Origin of the sequence: Lysobacter sp. ISL-50 (assembly GCF_018612875.1) — a bacterium.
Lineage (GTDB): Bacteria > Pseudomonadota > Gammaproteobacteria > Xanthomonadales > Xanthomonadaceae > Lysobacter.
The window spans coordinates 25837-47568 of sequence record NZ_JAGGRI010000001.1 but is presented as its reverse complement, the minus strand read 5'-3'; the positions used below and the strand labels follow the sequence as shown (position 1 = coordinate 47568).

The 21732-nt window shown below is 68.0% G+C and carries 22 protein-coding genes; 16 read left to right on the top strand and 6 right to left on the bottom strand.

The genetic code is table 11. The annotated features are described in order from the left end of the window. Nucleotides 1-51: 51 nt before the first annotated feature. Nucleotides 52-393: a DMT family protein gene (locus J7J50_RS00220; RefSeq protein WP_215058902.1), complete on the bottom strand. Its 342-nt coding sequence runs from the start codon at nt 391-393 to the stop codon at nt 52-54. 117 nt (nt 394-510) lie between these two features. Here J7J50_RS00220 and J7J50_RS00215 point away from each other — a divergent pair, with 117 nt between their 5' ends. The 16 genes from J7J50_RS00215 (at nt 511) to J7J50_RS00140 (ending at nt 17611) form a co-directional block, all read left to right on the top strand. Then, the gene (locus tag J7J50_RS00215) at nt 511-1221 is read left to right on the top strand and encodes a response regulator transcription factor (protein ID WP_036112873.1); all 711 of its coding nucleotides are present in this window, start codon (nt 511-513) and stop codon (nt 1219-1221) included. Nucleotides 1222-1236: 15 nt separating this feature from the next. Continuing rightward, nucleotides 1237-2574 (top strand): HAMP domain-containing sensor histidine kinase, encoded by a 1338-nt coding sequence (locus tag J7J50_RS00210; protein ID WP_215058904.1) that lies wholly within the window; start codon nt 1237-1239, stop codon nt 2572-2574. Nucleotides 2575-3451: 877 nt separating this feature from the next. Further along, the gene (locus tag J7J50_RS00205) at nt 3452-5038 is read left to right on the top strand and encodes an efflux RND transporter periplasmic adaptor subunit (protein WP_215058906.1); all 1587 of its coding nucleotides are present in this window, start codon (nt 3452-3454) and stop codon (nt 5036-5038) included. Next, the gene (locus tag J7J50_RS00200) at nt 5035-5757 is read left to right on the top strand and encodes an ABC transporter ATP-binding protein (protein WP_215058908.1); all 723 of its coding nucleotides are present in this window, start codon (nt 5035-5037) and stop codon (nt 5755-5757) included. Before J7J50_RS00205 ends, J7J50_RS00200 begins: the two co-directional genes overlap by 4 nt. Then, nucleotides 5754-6992 carry an ABC transporter permease gene (locus J7J50_RS00195; protein ID WP_215058910.1) on the top strand — a complete coding sequence of 413 codons (1239 nt, stop codon included), beginning with the start codon at nt 5754-5756 and terminating at the stop codon, nt 6990-6992. The genes J7J50_RS00200 and J7J50_RS00195 overlap by 4 nt, the downstream gene beginning before the upstream one ends. 102 nt (nt 6993-7094) lie before the next feature. Continuing rightward, a complete protein-coding gene (locus J7J50_RS00190; protein WP_215058912.1) occupies nt 7095-8297 on the top strand; it encodes a hypothetical protein in 1203 nt (400 codons plus the stop codon). A gap of 371 nt (nt 8298-8668) precedes the next feature. Beyond that, nucleotides 8669-9064, top strand: coding sequence for a diacylglycerol kinase (locus tag J7J50_RS00185; protein WP_215058914.1), 396 nt, complete (start codon nt 8669-8671; stop codon nt 9062-9064). A 121-nt stretch (nt 9065-9185) separates the two neighbouring features. Then, nucleotides 9186-9938, top strand: a complete 753-nt coding sequence (locus J7J50_RS00180; RefSeq protein ID WP_251044312.1) for a TerC family protein — start codon at nt 9186-9188, stop codon at nt 9936-9938. Between the two features lie 293 nt (nt 9939-10231). Continuing rightward, nucleotides 10232-10855, top strand: a complete 624-nt coding sequence (locus J7J50_RS00175) for a LemA family protein (protein ID WP_215058916.1) — start codon at nt 10232-10234, stop codon at nt 10853-10855. A gap of 220 nt (nt 10856-11075) precedes the next feature. After that, nucleotides 11076-11867 carry a TPM domain-containing protein gene (locus tag J7J50_RS00170; protein WP_251044318.1) on the top strand — a complete coding sequence of 264 codons (792 nt, stop codon included), beginning with the start codon at nt 11076-11078 and terminating at the stop codon, nt 11865-11867. Further along, a complete protein-coding gene (locus J7J50_RS00165; RefSeq protein WP_215058918.1) occupies nt 11867-12361 on the top strand; it encodes a TPM domain-containing protein in 495 nt (164 codons plus the stop codon). The genes J7J50_RS00170 and J7J50_RS00165 overlap by 1 nt, the downstream gene beginning before the upstream one ends. A gap of 225 nt (nt 12362-12586) precedes the next feature. After that, nucleotides 12587-13486 carry a prolipoprotein diacylglyceryl transferase gene (lgt, locus tag J7J50_RS00160; RefSeq protein WP_215058920.1) on the top strand — a complete coding sequence of 300 codons (900 nt, stop codon included), beginning with the start codon at nt 12587-12589 and terminating at the stop codon, nt 13484-13486. Between the two features lie 3 nt (nt 13487-13489). Beyond that, complete coding sequence (locus tag J7J50_RS00155) at nt 13490-14284, top strand: thymidylate synthase (protein ID WP_215058922.1); 795 nt, start codon at nt 13490-13492, stop codon at nt 14282-14284. Between the two features lie 10 nt (nt 14285-14294). After that, nucleotides 14295-14972 (top strand): hypothetical protein, encoded by a 678-nt coding sequence (locus J7J50_RS00150; RefSeq protein ID WP_215058925.1) that lies wholly within the window; start codon nt 14295-14297, stop codon nt 14970-14972. A gap of 46 nt (nt 14973-15018) precedes the next feature. Continuing rightward, nucleotides 15019-15525 carry a dihydrofolate reductase gene (locus tag J7J50_RS00145; RefSeq protein ID WP_215058927.1) on the top strand — a complete coding sequence of 169 codons (507 nt, stop codon included), beginning with the start codon at nt 15019-15021 and terminating at the stop codon, nt 15523-15525. Nucleotides 15526-15658: 133 nt separating this feature from the next. Beyond that, nucleotides 15659-17611, top strand: coding sequence for an acyl-CoA synthetase (locus J7J50_RS00140; RefSeq protein ID WP_215058930.1), 1953 nt, complete (start codon nt 15659-15661; stop codon nt 17609-17611). 130 nt (nt 17612-17741) lie between these two features. Here J7J50_RS00140 and J7J50_RS00135 read toward each other — a convergent pair whose 3' ends face one another. The 5 genes from J7J50_RS00135 to pdxA all read right to left on the bottom strand — a co-directional run bounded on the left by J7J50_RS00135 (nt 17742) and on the right by pdxA (nt 21731). Next, nucleotides 17742-18323 carry a DUF1287 domain-containing protein gene (locus tag J7J50_RS00135; protein WP_343222408.1) on the bottom strand — a complete coding sequence of 194 codons (582 nt, stop codon included), beginning with the start codon at nt 18321-18323 and terminating at the stop codon, nt 17742-17744. A 119-nt stretch (nt 18324-18442) separates the two neighbouring features. After that, a complete protein-coding gene (locus J7J50_RS00130; RefSeq protein WP_215058935.1) occupies nt 18443-19312 on the bottom strand; it encodes a symmetrical bis(5'-nucleosyl)-tetraphosphatase in 870 nt (289 codons plus the stop codon). A gap of 13 nt (nt 19313-19325) precedes the next feature. Continuing rightward, nucleotides 19326-19709, bottom strand: a complete 384-nt coding sequence (apaG, locus tag J7J50_RS00125) for a Co2+/Mg2+ efflux protein ApaG (RefSeq protein WP_057943971.1) — start codon at nt 19707-19709, stop codon at nt 19326-19328. Between the two features lie 199 nt (nt 19710-19908). Next, on the bottom strand, nt 19909-20745 hold the full coding sequence (gene rsmA / locus J7J50_RS00120) for a 16S rRNA (adenine(1518)-N(6)/adenine(1519)-N(6))-dimethyltransferase RsmA (protein WP_215058939.1): 837 nt from the start codon (nt 20743-20745) through the stop codon (nt 19909-19911). Beyond that, complete coding sequence (pdxA, locus tag J7J50_RS00115) at nt 20742-21731, bottom strand: 4-hydroxythreonine-4-phosphate dehydrogenase PdxA (RefSeq protein WP_215058942.1); 990 nt, start codon at nt 21729-21731, stop codon at nt 20742-20744. Before pdxA ends, rsmA begins: the two co-directional genes overlap by 4 nt. Between the last annotated feature and the right edge of the window lies 1 nt (nt 21732).

The window sequence follows — 21732 nt, the reverse complement described above, 5'->3', positions numbered from 1 at the left end:
GGCTGTCGCGGGAATGACGAGCAAAAGCAAAGCGGCCACGGGGCCTGCTCATCACTCCAGAAAAATCAACCAGGCCGCCACCACGATCAGCGCGAACCCGGCCCAGTGGTTCCACTTCAGCGGCTCGCCCAGGTACCAGACCGAGAAGCCGGCGAACACCAGCAGGGTGATGACCTCCTGCATGCCCTTGAGCTGCGGCGCCGAGTACACCGCGCTGCCCATGCGGTTGGCCGGCACCTGCAGGCAGTACTCGAACAGGGCGATGCCCCAGCTGGCCGCGATGGCGATCACCAGCGGCGAGGACTTGTACTTCAGGTGCCCATACCAGGCGAAGGTCATGAAAATGTTCGAGCCCAGCAGCAGCAAAATCGGGTAAAGACGGTCGGCAAGCATCAGTAAGGTGTCCGGAGGGCATACAAGGGCGGGATCAGGCAGCCTAATGGTGGCCTTCACGAGCCGTCCACCTTGTGGACGGCAACCTTCACAAAACTGAAGGAATGGAGAGGCTGCATGCAGGGTACGCGAGACGGGGGCCTGGTCCTCATCGTCGAAGACAACCGCAATATCTCCGAGATGGTCGGTGAATACCTCGAAAGCCGCGGCTTCGAGGTCGATTACGCCGCTGATGGCCTCGACGGCTATCGCCTGGCGACCGAAAACAGTTACGACGTGATCGTGCTCGACCTGATGCTGCCGCGCATGGACGGCATCGAGGTCTGCAAGAAGCTGCGTGAAGAAGCGCGCAAGTCCACCCCGGTGCTGATGCTGACCGCGCGCGACACGCTCGACGAAAAACTCACCGGCCTGAGCGCCGGCGCCGACGACTACCTGACCAAGCCCTTCGCGATCCAGGAACTGGAGGCGCGCCTGCGCGCCCTGATCCGCCGCGAGCGCCGGCAGGTGGGCGGCGAAGTGCTCAAGGTCGCCGATCTGGTGCTCGACCCGGCCAGCCTGCGGGTCACCCGCGGCGGCAGCGAACTGCAGTTGTCGCCGATCGGCCTGCGCCTTTTGACCATCCTGATGCGCGAATCGCCTCGCGTGGTCAGTCGCCAGGAGATCGAGCGCGAGATATGGGGTAACGGCTTGCCCGATTCGGACACCTTGCGCAGCCATCTGTACAACCTGCGCAAGACCATCGACAAGCCCTTCGGCAAGCAACTGCTGCATACCGTGCAAAGCGCCGGATATCGCGTGGCGGACATCTCTCAGCCGCCCGACTGACCCGTCGCCGCCGCCATGCCGCAAGGGCTACCGCGCAAGATCAAGCTTGCGTTCCTCCTGCAAGCCTTGATCGGCAGCATCGCCATAACGCTGGGCATTCTCCTGGCGGGACTGGCGGTGCGCCACGTCGTGTTGGAACAGCGCATGCAGCGCGAGGCCGACGACTACTGGGCCGGGCGCGCGCGCGATCCCAATTACCCGCTGCCGCGAACCTCGACCACGCGCGGCCATTTCGTCCCCGCCGGCGCCAGCGACGCGCTGCTGCCGGCGTCGGTGCGCGGGGTCGAGTCGGGCCTGCACAACATGCCCGGCGGCGGCCGGGTGGTGCTGGTGGACCGGCGCGAGGTCGGCACGTTCTACATGGTCTACGCGACCGAGCTGATCGACGAGGCCATCCTCTACACCGGCCTGTTCTCGCTGCTGTTTTCGCTGCTGACCACGTACCTGATTTCCTGGCATACCTATCGCACGTCCAAGCGCCTGGTGTCGCCGGTGAGCTGGCTGGCCAACGTGGTCTCGCAATGGGACCCGCGCGATCCCGACACCAGCCTGATCGAGCCGATCAAGTTCCCTTACGACCCCGGCAGCGAAGTGCGCCGCTTGTCGAGCGCGCTCAGCGGACTGGCCGAGCGCGTCAGCGATTTCGTCCAGCGCGAACGCGATTTCACCCGCGACGCCAGCCACGAACTGCGCACGCCGCTGACGGTGATCCGCGTCGCCACCGACCTGATGCTGGCCGATCCGGAAACGCCGATGCGCGCGCAGCGCTCGCTGCTGCGGGTGCAGCGCGCCGGCCGCGACATGGAGGCGGTGATCGACGCCTTCCTGATCCTGGCGCGCGAATCCGACGTAGAGCCGCAGTCGGAAGAATTCGCGGTTCGCGACATCGTCGATAGCGAGATGGAGCGGATTCTGCCGTTGCTCAACGGCAAGCCGGTGGAGTTGCATCTGTACGACGAAGGCGGGCCGCGCCTGATCGCGCCGCCGCATGCGCTGGGCGTGATGATCGGCAACCTGCTCAGCAACGCGGTGCGCTTCACCGACCAGGGCCGCATCGACGTGCGCCTGGGCCGCGACAGCATCGAGATCCGCGACACCGGCATCGGCATGTCGGTGGAGACCCTGACCAAGGCCTTCACTCCGTTCTACCGCGCCGATTTCTCCGCCAGCGACGGCAAGGGCATGGGGCTGTCGATCGTGCGCCGGCTGGGCGAGCGCTTCGGCTGGCCGGTCACCCTGACCAGCGCGCCGGAACTGGGCACCACCGCGGTGATCCGCTTCCGGCCGGGGACGACGGTGGTGTCTTCGACTCTGCCGCCGCCGGCGCCGCTGCCTCGGGTGCCCGAGGCCTGATTCGCCGGGCGACGGCCGAGTTGTTGTAGGAGGGGCTTTCAGCCCCGATGCTTTTGGCTCAGATCGCCGCTCGCTCGCGTTGCGGCGATGTCTTTGTGGGAGGGGCTTTCAGCCCCGATGCTTTTGGCTCAGATCGCCGGAATGCGTCCGCGTCGGATCGAAAAGCATCGGGGCTGAAGGCCCCTCCCACAAAAGCTTGTAAGCCTTTGAACTCCGGTGCGGCACGGGCAGCATCGCGAGACCGTCCGCGACGCGTTCCCGCCTCGCAGCATCGGTGTGCAAGACCGGTCGCGTTGCGGCGAAGTCTTTGTGGGAGGGGCTTTCAGCCCCGATGCTTTTGGCTCAGGTCGCTGGAATGCTTCCGCGTCGGATCGAAAAGCATCGGGGCTGAAAGCCCCTCCCACAACAGCCATGGACCTTTGAAATCCGATGCGGCGCGACCAGCGTCACAAGCCCCCCGCGACTCCTTACCCCGCCGCATCTGTGTGCAAGACCGGTCGCGTTGCGGCGAAGTCTTTGTGGGAGGGGCTTCAGCCCCGATGCTTTTGGCTCAGGTCGCCGGAATGCGTCCGCGCCGGATCGAAAAGCATCGGGGCTGAAGGCCCCTCCCACAAAAGCTCGTGAACCTTTGGACGCCGGTGCGGCGCGGCGCGGCCAGCGTCGCGAGAGCTTCCGCGACGCTTTCCCGCCCGGCCGCATCTGTGTGCAAGACCGGTCGCGTTCGAATGCTCGCATTCAACCCGCGACCGATGGTCACAAGCGGGCACGCAAGCGAAACTGAACCGCTGCGGCCACATGCGGCCAACCCGCCGGCAAATCCTGTCAACCCTGTTCAGCCACGCGCGTTCGCGCCTGCATAGCCCACCGTCCGAGTCCCATGAGCGCAGCCAAACCGTCCGCCAGCAACCAGTCCCTGCGCCCGCGCAAGTCCCCGTGGCTCAAGCGCGCGGCGATCGCCGTGGTGGTGTTGGCCGCGGCCGGCATCGGCTGGCACTACTACAGCAAGCGCAACGCCGAAGAAGCGGCCGGCGCGTATCGCACGGCCAAGGTCGAGCGCGGCGATATCCGCGTGGCGATCTCCGCCACCGGCGCCTTGTCGGCGATCTCCACGGTCGATGTCGGCAGCCAGATTTCCGGACAGGTCACCGAGGTGCTGGCCGACTTCAACGATCGCGTGACCAAGGGCCAGGTGATCGCGCGAATCGATCCGAGCACCTACGAGGCGCAGATCGCGCAGGGCACCGCGCAGGTCAACAACGCCCGCGCCAGTCTCGCCACCGCGCAGGCGACTTTGCGCAATGCCGAGCTGGACTATCAGCGCAAAAACGAACTGGCTCGCGATCGGCTGGTCGCCCGCAGCGACGCCGACCTGGCCCGCGCCGCGCGCGATCAGGCGCTCGCGCAACTGGCCGGCGCGCAAGCGCAGATCAACCAGCAGATCGCCTCCACCCAGACCTCGCGCCTGAACCTGCAGCGCACGGTGATCCGCGCGCCGGTCGATGGCGTGGTGCTGACCCGCACCGTCGAGCCCGGCCAGACCGTGGCCGCGAGCCTGCAGTCGCCGGTGCTGTTCCAGATCGCCGAAGACCTGTCGAAGATGGAGATCGTGCTGGCCATCGACGAAGCCGACATCGGCCAGGTAAAGCCCGGGCAGAGCGTCAACTTCAGCGTCGATTCCTTCCCCGACCGCAAGTTCCGCGGCGCGGTCCAGCAGGTGCGGCTGTCGGCGACCAACACCAGCAACGTCATCACCTATCCGGTGGTGGTCTCGGTCGATAACGCCGACGGCGTGCTGTTGCCGGGTATGACCGCGAACGCCGAGATCGAAGTCAGCCATCGCGACGACGTGCTGCGCGTAGGCAACGCGGCGCTGCGCTACAAGCCCTCGGACGACGACGCGGCCGCGGCCGGCGCGCCCAACGGCGGCGCCAGCGCGGCGCGCGGCGGCCTGGGCAACGATCTGCCGGGCGTGGCCGACAAGCTCAAGCTCGATGCCAGCCAGCGCGCGCTGTTCGACGCCGCGCTGGAGCAGATGAAGCAGCGCATGGCCTCGCGCGCGGCGGCGCCGGCCAGCACCGGCGGCGGGCCTGCGGGCGGCGGCCCGCCGACGATCATCATGGGCGGCGGACGCGGCCCGGGCGGCGGTGGCGGCGGCAACAACCGCAACGGCAATCGCGCCGGCGGCGCGGTTTCCGGCGCGGCGCGCCAGCGCATGCAGGAACGTTTCAACCAACAGTTCGGCGCCTTCCGCGCCACCCTCGACGACGATCAGCGCAAGCGGTGGGACAGCGAAATCGCCGCGCTGGTCAGCGCGCGCCGGGCGCCGCTGTACAAGCTGGTCAAGGGCGAACCGCAGGCGGTCGTGGTGCGCGTCGGCGTCAGCGACGGCAGCTGGACCGAGGTCTCGGGCAACGTGAAGGAAGGCGACGACATCATCGTCGGCAGCGGGCGCGGCGCGAAATGAGTCCTGCCGCCAGCCGCGACCGCGCCGGCATCCCCGCGGTGATCGAGACCCGCGCGCTGGGCAAGGTCTATTCGCCCGGCAGCGAGGCCGAGGTGATCGCGCTGCACGGGGTGGAGATGTCGATCGCGCGCGGCGAGTTCGTCGCGATCATGGGGCCGTCGGGTTCGGGCAAGTCCACGCTGATGAATCTGATCGGCTGCCTGGACACGCCGAGCAGCGGCGTCTATCTGTGCGACGGCATCGACGTGGCCACCCTGGACAAGGAAGAACGCGCGATCCTGCGCCGCGACAAGATCGGCTTCGTGTTCCAGGGATTCAACCTGCTGCCGCGCATGAACGCGCTGGAGAACGTGGCGATGCCGATGGGCTACGCCAATATCGGGCGTGAGGAACGCCAGCAGCGCGCGCACGCGGCGCTGGAAGCGGTCGGGCTGGGGCCGCGCGCCAATCACCGGCCCAGCGAATTGTCCGGCGGCCAGCAGCAGCGCGTGGCGATCGCGCGCGCTTTGATCAACCGTCCGCCGATCATCCTCGCCGACGAGCCCACCGGCGCGCTCGACACACGCACCGGCGAGGAAATCCTGGCGCTGTTCAAACGCCTGCAGGCCGAGGATCACACGGTGGTGCTGATCACCCACGATCCGGACGTGGCCGCGCACGCCGACCGCATCTTCGTGATGCGCGACGGCGAACTGCACGTGCAGGAGGCGGCGGCATGAACTTCCTCGAAGTGCTGCGCACCGCCGTATTCGCTCTGCGCGGCAACTGGCTGCGCAGCGGGCTGACCTCGCTGGGCGTGATCATCGGCATCGCCGCGGTGATCGTGATGGTCTCGGTCGGGCAGGGCACGCAGGCGGAAATCGACAAGCTGGTTTCGGGCCTGGGCTCGAACCGGCTGGACATCAGTTCCGGCGGCGGCGGACGCGGCACCGGCGGCGTGCGCCTGAGTTCGTCGAGTTTCTTCACCCTGACCGAAGGCGACGGCGACGCGATCCGTAGTGAGGTGCCGGAAGTGCAATACGTCGCCGCGTCCCTGCGCGGCGGCACCCAGGCGGTGTACGCGGAAAACAACTGGTCCACGCAGTGGCAGGGCGTGCAGGCGGATTTCTTCGACATCAACGGCTGGGCCATCGCCTCGGGCGCGAATTTCGAGCCGCGTGATTACGGCAGCGGCGCCAAGTCGGTGATCCTGGGCGAAAGCGTGCGCCGCGAATTGTTCGGCGACGAGGACGCGATCGGCCAGACCATTCGCCTGGGACGCGTGCCGTTCACGGTGATCGGCACGCTCAAGCCGAAGGGCCAGGGCGGTTTCGGCCAGGACCAGGACGACATCGTGCTGGTGCCGCTGGAAACCGGGCGCCGCCGCCTGCTCGGCGCGATGGGCCTGCCCAACGGCGCGGTGATGCAGATCGCGGTCGGTGTCGGCCGCGCCGAGGACGTGTCGTATGCGCAGGAGCAGATCGAAGGCCTGCTGCGCCAGCGGCACAAGATCCAGCCCGGCAGCGACGACGATTTCAGCGTGCGCAACATCGCCGAAGTGGTGGCCACGCGCACGCAGACGACGCGGCTGATGTCGTTGCTGCTGGGCGCGGTGGCGACGATTTCGCTGATCGTCGGCGGCATCGGCATCATGAACATCATGCTGGTGTCGGTGACCGAACGCATCCGCGAGATCGGCCTGCGCATGGCGGTGGGCGCGGGACCGCGCGACATCCAGTGGCAGTTCCTGGCCGAGGCGATGCTGATTTCGCTGATCGGCGGCGCGATCGGCATCGCCATCGGCGTGGTGGGCACCTTGCTGGTGAGCAAGTTCGGCGCGCTGCCCATCGCCTTGAACGGGCAGGTGGTCGGATTGGCCGCCGGATTCTCCATCGCCACCGGCTTGTTCTTCGGTTATTACCCGGCGCGCAAGGCCTCGCAGTTGGACCCGATCGAAGCGTTGCGGCAGCAGTGAAGCGTCACGCCGCGCGCGCGCGACGGTCGACTACGACTTAAGGCACGGTTGCCGCCGGAAAGGCCGTGGCATCGTTTGCGCACCCCGTGGTGCGGAGCGCGAATGAAGACGCTGTGGTTGAGTGTGTTGCTGTTGATCTGGGCCGGCGGCGCGAAGGCCGAGGGCGTCGATCCGAAGCCGACGACGGTGGTGATTCTCGGCGTCGATCACGCCGCGCAGCTGGTCTCGCGCAACGATCAGCCGGCGTTGCTGGACGCGTTCCTGGACCGCGCCCAGCCCGATGCGATCTGCATCGAACGTTCGCCGGAAGCGTTCGCCCGCGGCGATTTCTATGAGTTCACCTTTGAGGTCCAGGACGTGGTGGTGCCGTTCGCGCGGCGCCATCGCATCGAGCTGTGTCCGTTCGATTGGGAGCCGCCGGCGGAAGACCAGAAACTCGGCTTCGGCATGGACCTGGGCGCGCTGCCGCAGCTGCGTCCGCTCAAGGGTTTTCAGCAGTTTCTGAGTTTCGCCGCGCAGAGCCTGCAGCGGGATCTGTTCCACGCCGACGATCCGAAGAACCTCGCGCGCGTCACCCAATGGGCGTCCACGCCCGCCGCCCGCGCCAAGAACGATTTGCCGCGGCGGCTGTATCTGTATCGCACCTATCTTCAGGCCCAGCGCATCGCCGCCGCCGCCCGCGCTCATCCCGGCGGCACGGTGGTCGTCGTCGTGGGCGAGTTCCACAAGCTCGACATCGAAGCGATCCTGCAGGACGACGCGAGCATTCGCGTGGTGCAACCCTCGTCGCTCGGCCGTCCGGGCGCGCAGGAGATCGAGGCGCACGATCGGCGCGAGTACCGCGCGGCGATCGCCAGTTTCAACCTGCTCGGCGCCCAGGCATCGACCGGTGCGATCGATTTCGAATTCGTCCGTGCCGCGGTAGAGGGATTGGAAGCCGCCGGCCCCACCCCGGAAGCGCGCCTGTTCCGGACCCGGCTCGACCTGCTGCAAAAGCGTATCGGCCGCGCCGAAGCCGTCGAGCGCTATCGAGCCATCGCGGCATCGGCCGGAGACGCGACGTTTTCCTGGACTGGGGTGAAGGACGCCACGCGGGTGGATTCCTACTTCGATCCGTTCGGCAATCTGGGCGTGCGCCAGCGCGCGTTGCTGGAAGCGGCGCGAGAGCTGCTCGCGGCCGGCGAAGTAAAACCCGCGAACGAGCTTCGCGATGCTTGCGCCGCCGGGCTCAGTCCGCGTCAGCGCGAACAGTTGCAAGGCTATTGGGAGCGGGACGCCGGCGGCGTTGTTTCGAAGCCGCGGTAACGAAGCGGCGATAGCGGGGAACACCACCGGAGCCATCCGCCGCGTCGCGCCCGCCTGTACCGCGAAGCGGGCGCGGCGGCCTCGACAGGTGTGGTCGCAGGCCCGCTGCGACCGTGCCAGCCGCGGCTCTCACCGGCGTCCGGGCCCGGTCCAAGGCCCTCGCAGCTCGCAGCCGGGCGCCCACGCCGGGGCGCCGGTGCCGGGCTTATGGCAAAATCCCCGGCTTGTAGCGGCCGCCGGCCGCGTCCGCCCGGCCGGTTCCGGCCCATACGACCGAGAAAGCATCTCAATGCCGACCTTCGCGCCGTCCCCGTCCGTGCGTCATCGCCGCCCCGACGCGGCATCCACCGCCCAAACGGAGCGCCGCCGGCATGGCTGACGAATACGGCCACCTGCCGCGCGGTCCGGGCCGCATCCTCAAGGCGGCGACCTGGTCCTTCCAAGGCTTGCGCGCGGCCTGGCTGCACGAGTCCTCGTTCCGCCTCGAGGTCTATCTGTTCCTGATCCTGGCTCCGGTCGGCTGGTATTTCGGCCAAACCGGGGTCGAACGCTCGCTGTTGATCGGCTCGATCCTGCTGGTGCTGAGCATCGAACTGCTCAATTCCGCGGTCGAGGCGGTGATCGAACGCTACGGCCCGGAGTTCCACGAGCTGGCCGGCCGCGCCAAGGACATGGGCTCGGCGGCGGTGTTCGTGCTGCTGATGAATGTGCTGCTGGTGTGGGCCTCGATCCTCGGCCCGCGCCTGTGGCACCACCTGACCGCCTGAGCGCAGCGCTCGGGCCGCATCGCGCATCGAAGGAACGATGCGCACCGTTGCATTTGGGCCGCCGCCCTGGCGGGTCCCGCCCGCGGAACGTCCGCGGGCTTCAACATCGACACCTTGAGGTATGCCGTACGTGATGGACGTGATTGCCCTGCTGACCGATCCGCAAGCCTGGATCACCCTGATCACCCTGAGCGCGATCGAAATCGTGCTGGGTATCGACAACCTGGTCTTCATCTCGATCGCGGTCAGCAAGCTGCCGTTCGATCAGCGCGAGAAAGCGCGCAAGTTCGGCATCGCGGTGGCGTGCATCAGCCGTATCGCGCTGCTGCTGACGCTGGCCCTGCTCGCGCGCCTGACCAGCGACCTGTTCACCGTGTTCGGCCAGGGCATCTCGGTGCGCGACCTGATCCTGATCGTCGGCGGCGCGTTCTTGCTGGTGAAGGGCTCGATGGAGATCAAGGACCTGATCGTCGGCGAGGAAGAGTCCGAGGACATCCACACCAAGCCGGCGGCGTCGTTCATGATGGTCATCGCCCAGATCGCGGTGATCGACATCGTGTTCTCGCTGGACTCGGTGATCGCCGCGGTCGGCATGGCCAACCATATTCCGGTGATGGTCGCCGCGATCATGCTCGCGGTCGGCGTGATGCTGCTGGCATCCAAGCCGCTGGGTCATTTCATCGACAACAACCCGACCATCAAGATGCTGGCGCTGGCGTTCATCGTCATGGTCGGCCTGTACCTGATCGCCGACGGCCTGGAGTTCCACGTTCCCAAGGGCTATCTGTACGGCGCGATGGGTTTCTCCGCGCTGGTGGAATGCCTGAACCTGTGGGCGAAGAAGCGCGCGACGCAGCGGCTGACCTCCGAGTAAGCGGCGCGGTGGCATCGACACGCGAAAGGCCGGCGAGCGATCGCCGGCCTTTTTGTTTTTGTAGGAGGGGCTTCAGCCCCGATGCTTTCGGCTCAGGTCGCGGCAGGATTCCGGCAACGGAGCCAAAAGCATCGGGGCTGAAGCCCCTCCCACAAAATCCGGAGCCCTGGTGTGAGCGCGCCTCTCGGTGAGCTTCGGTGGGCCACGCCCTTCGCGTCGTCACACGCCGTCCATTGCGCCCTCGCGCATCCGGTGCTGCAATGCGGCCGTCCATCCTGTCGGAGAGCCGCGCCATGTTTCGTGCCTTGATCGTGCTTGCCTTGACCGCGCTGCTCAGCGGCTGCGGTTACAACACCATCCAGCAGAAAGACGAAGCGGTGACCGCGGCTTGGTCGCAGGTGCTCAACGTCTACAAGCGCCGCGCCGATCTGGTGCCGAACCTGGTCGCGACGGTCAAGGGTTACGCCAGCCACGAGCAGCAGGTGCTGACCCAGGTGACCGAGGCGCGCGCCAAGGTCGGCAGCATCAACGTCAACGCCAACGATCCGGCCTCGCTGCAGCAGTTCGAACAGGCCCAGGGCGAGTTGCGCGGCGCCATCGGCCGCTTGCTGGTGGTCAGCGAAAACTATCCGCAGCTCAAGGCCGACCAGAGCTTCCTGAGCCTGCAGACGCAGTTGGAAGGCACCGAAAACCGGATCACGGTCGAGCGCCAGCGCTATATCGCCGCGGTGCAGGACTACAACACGTATCTGCGCCAGTTCCCGACCAACCTCACCGCGAAGATGTTCGGCTACGCGGTCAAGCCGAATTTCACCGTCGACAACGCGGCGCAGATCCAGGAAGCGCCGAAGGTCGAGTTCGGCCAGCCCGCGCAGCCTGCGCCGGCAGCCAATCCGCCGGCGCCGGGCAAGGGCTGATCGCGCCGCGATGCCGGCGATCCCGGCACTGACGGATGCGGCGATGCGACGCCTGCGCGGCCGGCTGACCGCTCTGGTCGCGGCCGCGTTGCTGGCGACGATGCCGCTGTCGCCGGCCTGCGCGCAGAACGGCGCGCAGCCGTTGCAATCGCCGCCGGAGGCCTCGGCGCCGGCCACCGCCACCGCCGCCGGCGCGCCGACCGACGCGAAGATTCCCGCGATGGATTCGCCGGTGGTGGACACCACCGGCACGCTCGATGCCAATGCGCGCGCTCAGCTCGATGCGCAGGCGCGCGCCTTGCAGCAACGCAAGGGCGCGCAGTTGCAGATCCTGATGATCGCCAGCACCCAGCCGGAAGACATCGACAGCTATGCGGTGCGCGCGTTCGAACAGTTCAAGCTCGGGCGCAAGGGCATCTCCGACGGCGTGTTGCTGGTGGTCGCCAAGGACGATCGCCGCGTGCGCATCGAAGTGGGCTACGGCCTGGAAGGCGCGATCACCGACGCCCAGGCCGGACGCATCATCCAGGAATACATCACGCCCCGGTTCCGCAGCGGCGATTACGCCGGCGGCCTGAGCGAAGCCAGCGCGATGCTGACCCAGTTGATCGACGGCGAGCCCCTGCCGCCGCCGCTGGCCGATCAGTCCGGCGGCGATGCGCCGGACGATGGCAACTGGATGCTGGCGGTGTTCATCGGCCTGTTCGGCGCCGGCTTCCTGCGCGGCCTGCTCGGCCGCCTGCCGGGGCTGATGCGCGGGCTGATCAGCGGTGTGCTTGTGGCTGGCGTGGCCTGGCTGCTGTCGCTGGCGTGGTGGGCGATCGGCCTGGCCGGGTTGATCGGCCTGCTCTTCGGCCTGTTCGGCGGCGGCGGCGGGCTGTTTGTCGGCGGCAGCGGCTGGGGCGGCTACAGCGGCGGCGGCTGGGGCGGCGGAGGTGGTGGTGGAGGCGGTGGCGGCTGGTCGGGCGGCGGCGGTTCCAGCGGAGGCGGCGGCGCCTCGGGGAGTTGGTGATGCGCATGCTCCGGCATTGGTTCGCGCCGTCCTCGCGGCGGCTGTTTCCCGAGGACAGCATGCTGCGCATCGGCGCGGCGATCGCGGCCGGCGAGGCGCGCCACAGCGGCCAGCTGTGCTTCGCGGTCGAATCGCGGCTGTCGTTCGCGGAACTGCTGGACGGGCGCCAGGCGCGCGAAGCGGCGCTGGCCGCGTTCGCCCATCTGGGCGTGTGGGACACCTCGGCCAACAACGGCGTGCTGTTGTATCTGTTGCTGGCCGACCATCGCATCGAGATCGTGGCCGACCGCGGCTACGACACCCGGGTCGGCGACGAACGCTGGCTGGCGGTGTGCGAGAGCATCCAGCAGGCGCTGGCCGCGGGTGAGGCCGAGGCGGCGGTGCTGGGCGGCGTGGCGGCCTTGTCGGAGATCATCGCCGAGCAGTTTCCGCGCGCGGACGGCGGCGAGGGCGGCGAGGGCAACGAGTTGCCGGATCGGCCGGCGCGGCTTTGATGATCCGGGAGGTCTTTTGTAGGAGGGGCTTCAGCCCCGATGCTTTCCTCTCAGATCGCCAGCCCGGACCGAAAAGCATCGGGGCTGAAGCCCCAACCTCATGGCGTTGCAACCTGCGCTGAAACACAGCGTTCGCCCAGCCTCAGCGACCGCAACCGGCATCCCTCCTGCGGGCAGCCTGGGGCACAATAAGCCGGTCATCCGCCCCCCGAGCCGTCCCGCCGCATGACCATCCTGCATCAGATCGATCCGATCGCGCTCAATCTCGGCCCGCTGCAAGTCCATTGGTACGGGATCATGTATCTGCTCGGGTTCGTCACCGCCTGGTGGCTGGGGCGACAGCGCGTGCGCGCCGGCCGCCTGCCCGGCGTCAACGAGCAGGCCTACGGCGATCTGCTGTTCTATTCCATGCTCGGCGTGGTGCTCGGCGGCCGCATCGGCTATGTGGTGTTCTACAACTTCGCCGAACTGCTGAAAGACCCGCTGATGCTGTTCCGCATCTGGGAAGGCGGCATGAGCTTCCACGGCGGCCTGCTCGGCGTGATGGGCGCGGCCTGGTGGTGGGCGCGCAGCCATCGCACGCATTTCTTCGACGTGATGGATTTCGTCGCGCCGCTGGTGCCGCCGGGACTGGGCTTCGGCCGCCTGGGCAATTACATCGGCGGCGAGTTGTGGGGCAAGTTCACCGACGGCGGCTGGGGCGTGATCTTTCCGCGCGCGCCGGAATTCGCCAACTGGTCCACTCAGCAACTGCAGACCCAGTTCGCCGCCGGCGCTCTGGATCGCTACGCGCGCCATCCCTCGCAGCTGTACCAGGCCGCGCTGGAAGGCCTGACGATGTTCGTGGTGCTGTGGTGGTTCTCGCGCAAACCGCGTCCGCGCTACGCGGTCTCGGGCATGTTCGCGCTGCTGTACGGCTGCTTCCGCTTCCTGGTCGAATTCGTGCGCGTGCCCGATGCGCAGCTCGGCGACAACGGTTATCTGGCCTTCGGCTGGCTGACGATGGGCCAGGTGCTGAGCCTGCCGCTGATCCTGCTCGGCCTGTTCTGGCTGTGGCTGTCCACCCGCTCGCCGACCCTGCAGCCGCAGGTGCCGGCGGCCGAAACCGCGCCGGCGAAGGGCTGAGCCATGCAGCAATATCTCGATCTGCTTCGTCACGTACTCGAACACGGCGCGGAGAAATCCGACCGCACCGGCACCGGCACGCGCAGCGTCTTCGGGTGGCAGCTGAGGTTCGATTTGAACGCCGGGTTTCCGTTGGTCACCACCAAGAAACTGCATCTGCGCTCGATCGTGCACGAGCTGCTGTGGTTCCTCAAAGGCGAAACCAACACCGCCTACCTGAAAGACCACAAGGTCAGCATCTGGGACGAATGGGCCGACGCGCAGGGCGAGCTCGGCCCGGTCTACGGCAAGCAGTGGCGGCGCTGGGCCGGCGCGGACGGCGTGGAGATCGACCAGATCCGCTGGGTCATCGACGAGATCAAGCGCAATCCCGATTCGCGCCGCCTGATCGTCAGCGCCTGGAACGTCGCCGACCTGCCGCACATGGCCCTGATGCCCTGCCACGCGCTGTTCCAGTTCTATGTCGCCAACGGCAAGCTCAGCTGCCAGCTGTATCAGCGCAGCGGCGACATCTTCCTGGGCGTGCCGTTCAACATCGCCAGTTACGCGCTGCTCACGCACATGGTCGCGCAGGTCTGCGGCCTGGGCGTCGGCGATTTCGTGCATACGCTCGGCGATGCGCATCTGTATTCGAATCACTTCGAACAGGCGCGCGAGCAGCTCTCGCGCACGCCGCGCGCGTTGCCGACCTTGAAGCTCAATCCGCGGGTGAACGACATCTTCGGTTTCGGCTTCGACGACATCGCGATCGAAGGCTACGACCCCTTGCCGGCGATCAAGGCGCCGGTAGCGGTTTGACGGTGATGTGGTGACGGCGCCGCTGTCGCCGCGCCGCAACGCCTGGACGGCGCTGCTGTTGGCCGCATGCCTGAGCGCGTGCATGCATCCGGACGACGACCCGACGATCGCGCCGCAGGTCGCTGTCGCCGAAGCGCAATTGTCCGCCGCGGCGTTGCCGCCGGCGCAACCCGCGATGCCGCCGGTGGAACCGGGCGTGCGGGTCGAGCCCGTCGCCGAACCGGCCCCGGCCGGCGACAGCGCCGCCGACGCTGCGCAGGCGTTCTACCGCATGCATCTGGAATTGAAGGCCAGCGGCTTGCCGGTCGGCGAAGACCTCGCGCGTTACCGGCCGATGCTGTCCAGGCGCCTGCTCGCGCTGATGGCGCCGGCGGCGCGCGAACGCGACCGCATGATCGCGCAGGAACCGGGCTTGAAGCCGCCGTACATCGAAGGCGATCTGTTCACCAGCGCGTTCGAAGGCGCGAGCGCGTTCAAGCTCGGCAAGCGCAGCGTGCTGGGCCCGGATCGGGAAAGTTTCGAAATCGAACTGAGTTACACGCAAGCCGGCGCCGGCTCGCATTGGAAAGACCGCGCGCAGATGCTGCGCGAGGACGGGCGCTGGAAGCTCGACGACGTCGAATACGGCGGCGATTGGGATTTCGCCTCGCATGGACGTTTGTCGGATACGCTCAAGCCCGCTCAATGAAACCGCCGCGTCCCCGGCCGGGGACGCCGCCGCGCAGGAGCCCGTTATGACCCGCCTGGTACTGATCGCCGCACTCGACCGCAAGCACGCCATCGGCCGCGACAACGCTTTGCCGTGGCGATTGTCGGACGATCTCAAGCGCTTCAAGGCGCTGACCCTGGGCAAGCCCTTGCTGATGGGACGCAAGACCGCGCAATCGCTAGGCCGCGCGCTGCCGGGCCGGCGCAATCTGGTGCTGACGCGCTCGGGCGAGGTGCCGTTCGCGGGCATGGAAGCGGTGGGTTCGACCGAACAGGCGCTGGAACTGGCCCAAGCCGACGGCGCCGCCGAGTTGTGCGTGATCGGCGGCGGCGAGATCTACGCGCTGTGCCTGCCCTCGGCCTCGCGCATGCATCTGACCCGGGTGGACACCGAAGTCGAAGGCGCCGACGCGTTCTTCCCGCGTTTCGACAGCGGCGAGTGGCGCGAGCAATCGCGCGAATCGCACGCGGCCGACGAGCACAACGAATTCGCGTTCGAGTTCATCGACTACGCGCGGGTCGGCATGGACTGAGCGCCGCGGCCGGTCGGCGTCGGCGAAGCTTGAAAGCCGTTGCGATCCGGCCGCGGCGATTGCGGCACAGTGGATGCAGACGCGAGCGCGGCGGGCCGGACGGCCCTGATCGCTCGCACGACGGAGGCGGCGCATGAGCGGGATCGGTTCCTTACGCGACATCGAAGCTTTGGAAAGAGTGGGCGCGCTGGCGTTGCCGGCGAGCACGCTGGAGATGATCCGGCGCGGCGCGACGATCGATCCGGGCGCGCCGGCGCTGTCGTTCTTTCTGCGCACCGCCGACCACGCCCGCGCCGGGCGCTGGAGCTACGCCGAGTTCCTGCAGAACATCCATCGCAGCGCCAATGCGTTCCATGCGCTGGGCGCCGACAAGGACACGGTGATCGCCTACGTCCTGCCGAATCTTCCCGAAACCCACTTCGTTCTGTGGGGCGGAGAGGCCGCCGGCATCGTCATGGCGATCAATCCGCTGCTCGATGCCGCGGCGATCGGCGCGCTGCTGGCCGAGGCCGGGGCGACGATCCTGGTCACCCTGGCGCCGTTTCCCGGGGTGGATCTGTGGCCGCGCGTGTGCAAGGCGCTGCCGGCGGCGAGCGCGCTGCGTCATCTGTTGCTGGTCGATCTGGCCGAGCACGTGCCCGGGCCCAAGCGCATCGCCGCGCGCCTGCTCGGACGGCGCGAGCGCTGGCGCCTGCACGGCTGGAGCGGCCTGCGCGGCGCGGTGCCAGCGCGGATCGAGATTCACGATTTCCAGCGCGCGCTGCGCGGCCACAACGGCGACGGCCTCGACAGCGGCCGCCGCATCGAGCCGGACGATCGCTCGTCCTACTTCTGCACCGGCGGCACCACCGGCTTGCCGAAGATCGCCGTGCGCACGCACGGCAACGAAGTCGCCAACGCCTGGAGCGCCGCGCAGTTCTTCGGCGATGGCATGGGCTCGAACAAGAACGTGTTCTGCGGCCTGCCGCTGTTCCACGTCAACGCCGCGATGGCGACCGGCTTGCTGCCGTTCTCGCTCGGCGCGCACGTGATCCTCGGCACGCCGCAGGGCTATCGCGGCGAAGGCGTGGTGCCGCGTTTCTGGGAACTGGTCGAACGCCACCGCATCCATTTCTTCAGCGGCGTGCCGACCTTGTACGCGGCGCTGATGCAGGTGCCGGTCGCCGGCCGCGATGTGTCGTCGCTGGAATACGGCCTGTGCGGCGCGGCGCCGATGCCGGTGGAAGTGATCCGCGGCTTTCAGGAACGCACCGGTCTGAAGATTCTGGAAGGCTACGGCCTGACCGAATCGACCTGCGTGAGCAGCCTCAATCCGCCGATGGGCGAGCGCCGCATCGGCTCGATCGGCCTGCGCTTGCCGGGACAGGCGATGAAGCCGGTGGTGCTGGACGAAAACGGCGCCTACGTGCGCGATTGCGCCGTCGATGAGGTCGGCATCATCGCCATCAGCGGGCCGAACGTGTTCGCCGGTTACAAGCTCGATGCGCAGAATCAGGGCGTGTGGATCGATTGCGGCGACGGCCGGCGCTGGCTCAACACCGGCGATCTGGGCCGCCAGGACGCCGACGGATACTTCTGGCTGACCGGCCGGCGCAAGGATCTGATCATCCGCGGCGGCCACAACATCGATCCGGCGTCGATCGAAGCACCGCTGCACCGGCATCCGGCGGTGGCGATGGCCGCCGCGATCGGGCGTCCGGACGCGCACGCCGGCGAAGTTCCGGTGGCGTATGTGCAACTGCAGACCGGCGCGAGCGCGAGCGAGGACGAACTGCTGGCGTTCGCGCGCGAACACGTGGCCGAACGCGCGGCGGTGCCGCGCGCGATCCACATTGTCGAAGCCTTGCCGCTGACGCCGGTCGGCAAAATCTATAAACCGGCGTTGAAGCAGCGTGAGATCGCCGATGCGCTGGCGCAGGCCTTGCACGAGGGCGGGGTGGATGCGCCGCGGGTGAGCGCGCGCGAAGACGGATCGCGCGGCGTGCTGGTCGATGTGCGTCTGCGCGATCTTGCCCAAGCCGAAGCCGCCGCGAAGATCCTCGGCTTGTTTGCGTTCGCATTCGAACTGCATGCCGCCGACGGCTGACCAAGAAGTCTTTTGTAGGAGGGGCTTCAGCCCCGATGCTTTCCTGTCAGATCGCGATATCGGATCGAAGAGCATCGGGGCTGAAGCCCCTCCCACAAAAGACCGCGTGCGGGCATCCGCCGCGCCGGACTCAACGCGCCGCCGTCGCCCCACCGCCCCGCAACACCGGCCGGTAATGCCCGGTGATCGGGTAATCGAACAGCACATCGTCTTCCTGCGTGCCGCGCGCGATGTTGTGCAGCATCAGCGGCCGCCGGCGATCCCAGGATTTGCGGTCGGAGACGATGCCGATATGCGGCACGCCGCTGCGCAGTTCCCAGGTCACCAGATCGCCGGGACGATAGTCGGCGGCGCTGTCGCTGACCGGCTGCGTCCAGCGTTGGCGTTCGAACCAGCGGCGCAGGTTCGGCACGCGGCGATGATCGATGTTGCGGTCGGTGGCGCTGGCGCGCCAGATTGCCGGATAGCTGGCGAAGTTGGCGCGCATGTCTTCGTGCACGGCCTGCTGCAGATCCAGGCCCTGCGTGCGCAGCGCGCGGATCACCACGTCGGTGCATACGCCGCGGTCGTTGGCGACATCGCCGCCGGGATAGGCCAGTTGCACATAGGCCGGGTCGTAATAGCGGGTGACGCCGATCTGCGCGCGCGCGGCGGCGACCAGCGGCGGCGAAGGCGCGGTTGCGCCTTGCGCCGGTTGCGGCCACACCCGCACGCCGCTGTCGGGCTTCGCCGGTTCCTGCGGCGCGCGCGAGCATGCGGCCGCGGCAAGCGTCACGGCGAAAACGAGGGTCGAGCGAAGTCGCGGCCATCCGTGGCGCATGTCTTGTCCTCTCAGGGCGCCGGCGCCGGGCGCGGCGGCCGTGGGCGCGGCGGATGCGCGGGCACGTCGCGGCCGGGCACCTGCACCAGCCGCAGTTCGTCGGTGTCGAGCTGCAGGGCGGTGAGCTTGCCGCCCCAGACCGCGCCGGTGTCGATGGCGTGCACGCCGTGGCCGATGAACAAGCCCAGGGTGGACCAATGCCCGCAGACGATCTTGAGATCGCGCTCGACCCGGCCGGGCACTTCGTACCACGGGTACAGGCCGACCGGCTGGGTGCCGGGGCTGCCCTTGTCTTCGAAGGCGATGCGGCCGCGCGGAGTGCAATAGCGCAGGCGGGTGAAGATGTTGATGATCGCGCGATGGCGGTCGATGCCGGCGAGCTTGGGATTCCAGGCCGGGCGGTCGCCGTACATGTTCTTGAGCAGACGGCGGTATTGATCGCTGTGCAGGCGCTCTTCGATCTCGCGCGCATGGCGCTCGGCCATCGCGGTGGTCCACTTCGGCGCCAGGCCGGCGTGCACCATCATCCAGCCGAGCTTGCGGTCGGCGTGCACCAGTTTCTGCATGCGCAGCCAGTCGAGCAGCATCGGCCCGTCTTCGGCCAGCACGATGCGCTGCAGGTCGGGGTTGACCTTGCGCTTTTCTTCCTCGGTGCGCTGGCCGATCGCCAGCAGCGACAGATCGTGATTGCCCAGCACGGTCACGCTGTTCTCGCGCAACGAATGCACCAGCCGCAAGGTTTCCAGCGATTGCCCGCCGCGGTTGACCAGATCGCCGCAGAACCACAGCTGGTCGCGCGCCGGATCGAACGCGATCCGCTCAAGCAGCCGCTGGGTGGCGTCGTAACAGCCTTGCAGGTCGCCTATTGCCCAAACGCTCATACCCGGTCCGCGCTCAATGCAGGGTGCGCGGAATGGTGAGCGTGAACGTCGGAACCGGCGCCTCGAACTGGGTGCCGTCGTCGGCCACCATCGCGTAGCTGCCTTCCATCGTTCCCAGGCTGGTTTCCAGCACGGCACCGGAGGTGTATTCGTAATCGTCGCCCGGGCGCAGCCACGGTTGTTCGCCGACGACGCCGTCGCCGCGCACTTCCTGCACCTTGCCGTTGGCGTCGGTGATGACCCAGTGGCGCGAGATCAGACGCGCGGGAATCTTGCCGGCGTTGCGGATGTGGATGGTGTAGGCGAAGACATAGCGGTCCTGCTCCGGCTCGGATTGATCGTCCAAGTAACGGGTGGCGACGTCGATGTCGAAGACGTAGTCGGGCGGGGGGTTCATAGCGGCAGTTTAAGCAAAGCGGGCATGAAGCGGGAATGAGTCCGGAAAATAACGGTCGGCGCGGCGAAAAGGCCAGGGAGGTCGAACCGCAGTGACCGCGCCGCGCGCCGGCGGCATGCTCGCGCCGGGGCGGTTTCGGCGCGGCGGTGTATGGCGTTTTCGAAAGCGGAAGCCGGCGCCGACGCTGCGAGCTCGCGGGCTAGCGTTGCTCCGGCTCGATCGTCGCGTTGGCCTTGAGCCAGTTGCTCAGGCGCACGAAATCGGCGACTTCGATCTGCTCGGCGCGCGCGTCCGGACGCAGGCCGGCGGCTTCGATTGATGCGCCTTCGCAAATCTGCGACAGCGCGTTGCGCAGGGTCTTGCGACGCTGGCCGAAGGCGTCGCGGACCACGCGCGCGAACAAGGCGCGGTCGTCGATGCCGATCTTGTCCGGCGCATGCGGAATCATCCGCACCACCGCCGAATCCACCTTCGGCGGCGGACGGAACGCGCCCGGCGGGACGTCGAACAAGGCGATCACCTGGCAGTAGGCCTGCAGCATCACGCTCAGCCGTCCGTAGACCTTGCTGCCGGGGCTGGCGGCCATGCGGTCGACCACTTCCTTCTGCAGCATGAAGTGCATGTCGCGGATCGCCGCGGCGTGGTCCAGCGCATGGAACAGGATCGGCGAGGACAGGTTGTAGGGCAGGTTGCCGACCAGGCGGATCTGGCTTTCGTTGGCCAACGAGGTGAAGTCCACGGTCAGCACGTCGCGGTGGATCACTTCCAGGGTGCCGTGGGCGCGCGCGCCTTCGCTGAGCGGGAAGATCAGGTCGCGGTCGAACTCGATCACGGTCAGTTCGCCGTGGCGGTCCAGCAGCGGGAAGGTGATCGCGCCCTGGCCGGGGCCGATCTCGACCAGACGGTCGCCGGGCTTGGGGGCCACGGCGTGGACGATCATCGAAATGATCCCCTGGTCGTGCAGGAAGTGCTGGCCCAGGTGTTTCTTGGCCTCGGGCTTGAAGCCTTTGGCGTGGGTCTTGGCGGTGCCGGTCATGGCGTGGCTCCGGATGAGCGGCGGGTGCGCGCGATCTGCGCGCAGGTCTGGGCGGCGGCGATCAGGCTGGACGGATCGGCCAGGCCGCGGCCGGCGAGGTCCAGCGCGGTGCCGTGATCGACCGCCACGCGCGGGTAGGGTAGCCCCAGGGTGAGGTTCACGGCGCGTTCGAAGCCGCTGTACTTGAGCACCGGCAGGCCCTGGTCGTGGTACATCGCCACCACCGCGTCGAAGCCGTGCAGCTTGGCCGGCAGGAAGGCGGTGTCGGCGGGCAGCGGGCCGATCAGGTCCAGGCCCTCCCGGCGCAGGGCGGCCAGGACCGGTTCGATCACTTCGATCTCTTCCATGCCCAGGTGCCCGGCTTCGCCGGCGTGGGGGTTCAGGCCGAGCACGGCGATGCGCGGCCGGGCGATGCCGAAGTCGCCGCGCAGGGCGGCGTCGACGGTGCGCAGGGTATGGCTCAACGATGCCGGCTCGATCGCGTCGGCGACCGCGCGCAACGGCAGGTGGGTGGTGGCCAGGCCGACCCGGACGATGTCGTTGGCCAGCATCATCACCACCTCGCGCCCGGCCTGCCGGGCCAGCAGCTCGGTGGTGCCGGTGTAGGCGATGCCGCCGTCGTTGATCACGGCCTTGTGCACCGGGCCGGTGACCAGGCCATCGAAGCGCGCTTCCAGGCAGCCCTGGGCGCCGTCCAGCAGCGCCTGGATCACCGCCGCGGCATTGGCAGGATCGGGCACGCCGAAGGCCGGCATGACGGGATTGGGGATTTCGACCAGGGCCAGCTCGCCGGGCGTCCGTGAGGGGCGATCGGGCGGCAACAGGGTCAGGGGCAGGCCGAGCGCGTCGGCGGCGGCGCGCAGGCTGCGCGGGTCGGCGAAACCGATCAGATCGTAATCGCGCGGCTGTTGCAGCAGCCGCACGCACAGCTCCGGCCCGACGCCGGCCGGCTCGCCCGGCACCAGCGCGAGCCGGGGCGGGGTCATA

What these genes read in the sequence shown, in the direction of transcription:
- J7J50_RS00220 (WP_215058902.1), bottom strand. Translation starts at nt 393, where the DNA reads ATGCTTGCCGACCGTCTTTACCCGATTTTGCTGCTGCTGGGCTCGAAC.
- J7J50_RS00215 (WP_036112873.1), top strand. Translation starts at nt 511, where the DNA reads ATGCAGGGTACGCGAGACGGGGGCCTGGTCCTCATCGTCGAAGACAAC.
- J7J50_RS00210 (WP_215058904.1), top strand. Translation starts at nt 1,237, where the DNA reads ATGCCGCAAGGGCTACCGCGCAAGATCAAGCTTGCGTTCCTCCTGCAA.
- J7J50_RS00205 (WP_215058906.1), top strand. Translation starts at nt 3,452, where the DNA reads ATGAGCGCAGCCAAACCGTCCGCCAGCAACCAGTCCCTGCGCCCGCGC.
- J7J50_RS00200 (WP_215058908.1), top strand. Translation starts at nt 5,035, where the DNA reads ATGAGTCCTGCCGCCAGCCGCGACCGCGCCGGCATCCCCGCGGTGATC.
- J7J50_RS00195 (WP_215058910.1), top strand. Translation starts at nt 5,754, where the DNA reads ATGAACTTCCTCGAAGTGCTGCGCACCGCCGTATTCGCTCTGCGCGGC.
- J7J50_RS00190 (WP_215058912.1), top strand. Translation starts at nt 7,095, where the DNA reads ATGAAGACGCTGTGGTTGAGTGTGTTGCTGTTGATCTGGGCCGGCGGC.
- J7J50_RS00185 (WP_215058914.1), top strand. Translation starts at nt 8,669, where the DNA reads ATGGCTGACGAATACGGCCACCTGCCGCGCGGTCCGGGCCGCATCCTC.
- J7J50_RS00180 (WP_251044312.1), top strand. Translation starts at nt 9,186, where the DNA reads ATGCCGTACGTGATGGACGTGATTGCCCTGCTGACCGATCCGCAAGCC.
- J7J50_RS00175 (WP_215058916.1), top strand. Translation starts at nt 10,232, where the DNA reads ATGTTTCGTGCCTTGATCGTGCTTGCCTTGACCGCGCTGCTCAGCGGC.
- J7J50_RS00170 (WP_251044318.1), top strand. Translation starts at nt 11,076, where the DNA reads ATGGATTCGCCGGTGGTGGACACCACCGGCACGCTCGATGCCAATGCG.
- J7J50_RS00165 (WP_215058918.1), top strand. Translation starts at nt 11,867, where the DNA reads ATGCGCATGCTCCGGCATTGGTTCGCGCCGTCCTCGCGGCGGCTGTTT.
- lgt (WP_215058920.1), top strand. Translation starts at nt 12,587, where the DNA reads ATGACCATCCTGCATCAGATCGATCCGATCGCGCTCAATCTCGGCCCG.
- J7J50_RS00155 (WP_215058922.1), top strand. Translation starts at nt 13,490, where the DNA reads ATGCAGCAATATCTCGATCTGCTTCGTCACGTACTCGAACACGGCGCG.
- J7J50_RS00145 (WP_215058927.1), top strand. Translation starts at nt 15,019, where the DNA reads ATGACCCGCCTGGTACTGATCGCCGCACTCGACCGCAAGCACGCCATC.
- J7J50_RS00140 (WP_215058930.1), top strand. Translation starts at nt 15,659, where the DNA reads ATGAGCGGGATCGGTTCCTTACGCGACATCGAAGCTTTGGAAAGAGTG.
- J7J50_RS00130 (WP_215058935.1), bottom strand. Translation starts at nt 19,312, where the DNA reads ATGAGCGTTTGGGCAATAGGCGACCTGCAAGGCTGTTACGACGCCACC.
- apaG (WP_057943971.1), bottom strand. Translation starts at nt 19,709, where the DNA reads ATGAACCCCCCGCCCGACTACGTCTTCGACATCGACGTCGCCACCCGT.
- rsmA (WP_215058939.1), bottom strand. Translation starts at nt 20,745, where the DNA reads ATGACCGGCACCGCCAAGACCCACGCCAAAGGCTTCAAGCCCGAGGCC.
- pdxA (WP_215058942.1), bottom strand. Translation starts at nt 21,731, where the DNA reads ATGACCCCGCCCCGGCTCGCGCTGGTGCCGGGCGAGCCGGCCGGCGTC.